5 protein-coding genes are annotated in these 5,172 nt (G+C 54.5%); 4 read left to right on the top strand and 1 reads right to left on the bottom strand.

The window, feature by feature from the left end:
* Positions 1–125: 125 nt before the first annotated feature.
* The 4 genes from AP428_RS29480 (at position 126) to AP428_RS29475 (ending at position 3,839) form a co-directional block, all read left to right on the top strand.
* Positions 126–1,247: an IS110 family transposase gene (locus AP428_RS29480; RefSeq protein WP_054928454.1), complete on the top strand. Its 1,122-nt coding sequence runs from the start codon at positions 126–128 to the stop codon at positions 1,245–1,247.
* A gap of 432 nt (positions 1,248–1,679) precedes the next feature.
* A complete protein-coding gene (locus AP428_RS36945) occupies positions 1,680–2,144 on the top strand; it encodes a hypothetical protein (protein ID WP_125381111.1) in 465 nt (154 codons plus the stop codon).
* Positions 2,144–2,821, top strand: a complete 678-nt coding sequence (locus AP428_RS36940) for a hypothetical protein (protein WP_125381112.1) — start codon at positions 2,144–2,146, stop codon at positions 2,819–2,821. Before AP428_RS36945 ends, AP428_RS36940 begins: the two co-directional genes overlap by 1 nt.
* Before the next feature lie 121 nt (positions 2,822–2,942).
* On the top strand, positions 2,943–3,839 hold the full coding sequence (locus tag AP428_RS29475; protein WP_054928453.1) for a nucleotidyltransferase: 897 nt from the start codon (positions 2,943–2,945) through the stop codon (positions 3,837–3,839).
* A gap of 866 nt (positions 3,840–4,705) precedes the next feature.
* On the opposite strand, the gene AP428_RS36195 is transcribed toward AP428_RS29475, so the two are convergent.
* Positions 4,706–5,008 (bottom strand): H-NS histone family protein, encoded by a 303-nt coding sequence (locus tag AP428_RS36195; RefSeq protein ID WP_082409455.1) that lies wholly within the window; start codon positions 5,006–5,008, stop codon positions 4,706–4,708.
* Positions 5,009–5,172: the final 164 nt, after the last annotated feature.

Below are 5,172 nucleotides of genomic sequence, written 5' to 3'. Positions count from 1 at the left end.
CAGTATGACTTTCCGTGAGGTAGGGCTGGCCTGGCGTGGTGTATTCAACGCGGGTTAGCATCGCTGCCAGAGCCGCACCGGTGGGCCGAAGCCGCACCGCGGCGATTTTCACCACGGAGGCCAGCATGGAAAAAGATAGCACGCTGTACGTCGGTCTGGATGTGCATAAGGAGTCGATCTCGGTGGCATACGCGGTCGACGCAGGCGCGGTCGAATCGCTCGGCAAGATCGGTACGACCAAAGCGGAGATTGATCGGCTGTGCAAGCGGCTGCAGTCGAAGGCGCCGCACGTGCGAGTCGTCTATGAGGCCGGTCCGTGTGGCTATGGCCTGTATCGGCAGCTCGTGGAGCGCGACTTCGAGTGCATGGTGTGCGCGCCGTCGCTGATACCCCGCAAACCTGGCGATCGCGTCAAGACGGATCGCCGTGATGCGATGAAGCTTGTGCGTGCACTGCGTGCCGACGATCTGTCGGCCGTGCATGTGCCGACGGTCGAAGACGAAGCTTTTCGGGATCTGGCACGAGCATGGGCGAGCGTCCGAGAGGAGCTGCGTCAGGCAAAGCAGCGTTTGAAGTCGTTTCTGCTCGCGCACGGGGTGCGCTACACGGGGCGAGCCGACTGGAGTGAAGCCCACAAGCGCTGGATCAGTTGCTACTCGTTCGGCAACGCGTGGCAGCAACTGGCATTCGAGGAACACCGGCGCACGATCGACGATCGGCTTGCCCAATGTGATCGTCTGGAAGCGGCGTTGCGCGAAGCTGTCGTTGACTGGCGTTTCTACCCCGTCATACAGGCATTGCAGGCCATGCGGGGCGTGCAGTTTCTGACCGCTGTTGGCATGGTGTCGGAACTTGGCGATCTATCGCGATTTATGCATCCGCGTCAGCTCATGGCATGGTTCGGCGTGACGCCATCCGAACACTCGTCCGGCGGCAAGCGACGCCAGGGAGCCATCACCAAAACCGGCAACAGCTACGCCCGTAAGTTGCTGGTCGAGGCCGCCTGGAGTTACCGGCATGCAGCTCGCGTCGGGCCGCAGATTCAACGTCGACATGAGGGACTACCAAAAGTGGTTATCGACCGTGCCTGGGACGCCCAGGTTCGGTTATGCCAGCGGTACCGCAAGCTGGCAGCGCGCGGCAAGAACGCCGGCATCACGATCGTCGCCGTCGCGCGCGAACTGGTTGGCTTTATTTGGGACATCGCTCGTCTCGCAATGACGGCGACGTCCCCGCGCAGTGCCTGATACGCCAACGAGGATTTACAAATTGATGGGCATCATCACGGAGAGTTTCCTGAAGGCGGCGTAGCCCGGTACTCGAGCAACCCGCGGTTCAACTAGGCAACAGGCAAGGCAAGGTATGTCCAATTTGCGCCATTAGAGAGCGGCAGGCTCATGAGACGGACCTCTGTAATGCGGTACCCAACCCGCGCATATCAGTGTGATCCACCGTCGTCGTTACTGCTACGTCGCCCTCAGGAAATTCGAATGTCCACGGAACCCCGAAAACCGGTCGCTTCGGTTGACGCGGAAAGTCATATCAGTTGAAACGATGTCCGTGAATCACACATTTCATGTCGTGCACGGATTCTCCACGCCACGCTTGCGGTCCGTTAGAATGGTCGAGTCGCACGCGTTCGGCATATCTACGGCTGTATCCTTGAACGCCCATAAACCATGTCGCTTCATACAGATTTTGCGTTCGATCTCCTGGACGCGGTGACGGGCATTGCACCCGACGATTTCAATGGACTGGGGGTTCTCTTTTATCTCGGTCCCCTGCGTCTGCCGGTCGTCCCCCTTGGTGACCAGACTCTGTTTGATCCGGCTCTACCTGTTGGCGGATTTCAGCAAATTGCCCAAGTTCTTGCATCAATTTCGACCGTCGCGTCCGTTTGGCATGATGGCTTCCACCTTATTGATGTCGAAACTACCCACTTGACACACGTTTCCCAGTTCTTTTCTCCACCGATCGACATTCTGAAAGCCTCAGTGTCTCAGGGCACACCAATAGGAGCCCGCCAACTAGCAGCTGTCGCAGGCTCCAGAATGGATGCCGTTGTGTGTGCCGGACTGTTGAGCAAAAATGCCGATCCAATTGTTTTTTCCAGAGGAGTTCGCGTAGGGCGACGGAGGGGCTGATGGAAAACTTCACGCTTACCGAACAGCAGTTTACTCTGTTGAAGAAGGCATTTACTACAATCGTAGTGTTGCTCGCCGGTGCGATCGCCTCGGTTAACATTCACTTCTTTCACGCCCCAGTGGACCTGACAAATCTGTTTCGTTGGTTCACAACGGGCCTGTCTGCGGCATCCTTCTTGTTCGTTATCTACTACAAATGGGCATGGCGCATTGGCCGCATGCCGGTATGGAGTGGTCGGCCACTGCTCCGAGGGGTTTGGATTGGATGCCTATCCTCCGACTATGGTCAGGCACCCGGTGCCCCACCGCTTACGTTGCCTATCGTTTTCGTCATCAGGCAGACGTATCTGACGCTATCTCTTCAAAGCTTCACACAGAGTCAGACTGGAGACTCGAGAGTGGAGGCGATTATTCGCAACGCGCGAAGCAACGCGACACACCTCGCCTACGTTTTCGAGCTGAAAAACGAATATCCAGGTGCGCGAAAACTGGTAAATGGTGCTGGTGATCTCGAGTTAATATCAGGAGGCAGCGTGCTTAAGGGTAGCTATTGGACCAGTAGTCCGACTCACGGTTCGTTAATCATGCGGCGAGTATCGATGTGCCCTGATGAGATAAAGCGCTTTGAAGACGCCGTTCGAAAGTGGCCGTTGGGCACCCCGTGGGGTGTGAAATGAGGGGTATTGCCTGTCGCTCAACACTTTCTTGGTCGATCATGCGATTAGCAGCGCGGAGTGCAGTCATTCACAGAGCATGAGAAAATGCTCAGAGCTTTTCTTCTCTGGAGGAGTGGAGCAAATGGCAATTTCTGAATCACAGCTCGAAACATGGTCCCATCTTGGATCGGTCCAACAATCTGCCAAAACATATGAAACGATTCAGAAGGCGTTAAACGATGGAAGCTCACCATATTCCGCTAAGGATTTTTCAGTATTTCTCCAAGGATCATACGGAAATGGCACGAACGTGTACCGGGACAGCGATGTCGACGTAGTAATCCAACTTAACCAGACTTACTACGCGAACACCAACGCGCTCGATCCTGACGCGAAGGCGAACTACGACAGGGCATTCAGTCCGGCGACGTATACGTATAGGGAATTCAAAGCGGACGTCCTCGCCTGGTTGCAAGAAAAATTTGGTTCAGATGTTAAGCCCGGGAAAAAAGCAATATTCATTAAGGGAAATGGCAGTCGTCGTGACGCGGATGTAATTGTTTGTTCACAACATCGAAGGTATCGAGCTGCGAGCACCGGTATAGATTACGAGTATGACGAGGGGATTATTTTCTGGGCAAACGACGGGGCCGAGATCGTCAATTTTCCGAAGCAACATTCAGAGAGCTGCACGAGAAAACATCAAAACACAAACTCGCAATTCAAGCGCATGGTTCGTATTTGCAAGAACATGCGGAACCGCATGATCGATGACGGGTACATTGCAGACGGCGTTGCCCCCTCTTACTTTCTTGAGGGGATGCTGTGGAATGTTCCAGCTGACCAGTTCGTCCAGAGCTACGAGGAATCGTTCGTCAATATTTTCAATTGGGTGCTGCGCGCAGACAAGACGCAACTCGCGTGCGCGAATGACCTGTATTGGCTCGTGCGCGACAACGCCAACGTCTGCTGGTCGACGGGGAACTTCGACGCGTACCTCGCAGCTGCCAGGACGTACTGGAATGATTGGAAAAACTAGGATAGAACGTCGTTAGGCAGCGAAGCTTTGCGAAAAGAACGATGTTAATGGCCGAAGTATGGCCCTGAACCAGAATTAGTCCCGCTCGAAGGTGAAGATTTCCGGCTTGGTTGAGTTGTCAGGTGAGGCCGACTCCCTTGCCTGACGGGCGAATTCGGCGGGCGTCATTCACTGCAACGCGGAGTGGGGACGAACGTCGTTACAAGCGAACATGTCATTCCATGCCCGAAGTACAACTAACAGTTGTCCTGTATGTTGCTGTCCGCGCCGACACGAATGGCGCCAAAATCCCCAAGTACCGATGCTCCCGGCCTGATATAGCAACCGGCGCCGACGATCACGTCGCTGATGATGCTCGCACTCGGGTGCGTGCTGCTCACCGCGGTCTAATCTATCATTGCGCTGGTACGCGTGCTCTTGCGCAAGGTGGCGGTGCGGTCTACGCGGAACGAGAGATTCTGGGGATGCCGGGCTGCTCCCGGAAGACTTATGGTTTAAGCGTGTCAATTACGGAAGATATATGGTTTAATTGTTCGCGATTGGAACTGGTTCCATTGGTTCATGTTCGGCTAAAACGGAGATTATTTGGTTAATTTTCCGGAAGCCAATTGAGTTCCTCCACATATGGTACCGGGTTCTTCCCTTCGCTTTGACAAAGTCTGGAAGTTATATCGTTGTTTCGTCGGAAGGGGATTGAGTTCCTCCACATAGGCCACCGGCCGTTGTTGTCCCGTCCACCGATTCTGGTGCAGGGCCGACTGAATGCTGTCGATTTTTTCTTTCGGCCTTGGTTGGAAAAATCCGACTAAAAAAAATCGGTACTTTTGCCTCATGGAAAAAGTACCGATTTTTTGCAAAGAACAAACTCATTCTTGGATCAAGAATCGATTGCGGTTCTTTGCGTCCTTGATCCAAGCTGGTGCGCGACCGCGGCCCGACCATGTCGCGCCGGTCTTCGGGTCACGATACTTCGCTTCCACCGTCGCCGTCGCTTTCTTCGCGCCAACTCGACCTCGCCGCCCGCCGAAGATGTCCTTCTCGGTAAGGCCGTATTCCGCGACCTTGGTGCGGATGTCATCGACGACTGCTTGTAGCTCGGCTATGCGTGCAGCTTCAGTTTGTTCTGCCAAAGTATCCATTTGCGCTTTCAATTCTTTGTATGTTGCCATACGTTCCTCCAATGGTTGAGGGATGCATAATAACCACAATAGCTCGGAAGCGTAAGAATCACATCGAGCCCTGCATTATTACGCTTACGTTATCATACCGCCGCAAAGCGGTCCTGCGGTCCAATCGAGCCCAACCTTCGTGCTGCGATCCTCGCAGTTGCTGA

This window comes from Burkholderia sp. E168m22 (assembly GCF_001319805.1).
Classification (GTDB): domain Bacteria; phylum Pseudomonadota; class Gammaproteobacteria; order Burkholderiales; family Burkholderiaceae; genus Burkholderia; species Burkholderia orbicola.
The sequence above is the reverse complement of the archived record's forward strand: the minus strand, read 5'-3'. Positions and strand labels throughout refer to the sequence as shown.

Excerpts from the sequence above, each read along its gene's own strand:
- AP428_RS29480 (WP_054928454.1), top strand. The coding sequence starts at position 126 with ATGGAAAAAGATAGCACGCTGTACGTCGGTCTGGATGTGCATAAGGAG.
- AP428_RS36945 (WP_125381111.1), top strand. The coding sequence starts at position 1,680 with ATGTCGCTTCATACAGATTTTGCGTTCGATCTCCTGGACGCGGTGACG.
- AP428_RS36940 (WP_125381112.1), top strand. The coding sequence starts at position 2,144 with ATGGAAAACTTCACGCTTACCGAACAGCAGTTTACTCTGTTGAAGAAG.
- AP428_RS29475 (WP_054928453.1), top strand. The coding sequence starts at position 2,943 with ATGGCAATTTCTGAATCACAGCTCGAAACATGGTCCCATCTTGGATCG.
- AP428_RS36195 (WP_082409455.1), bottom strand. The coding sequence starts at position 5,008 with ATGGCAACATACAAAGAATTGAAAGCGCAAATGGATACTTTGGCAGAA.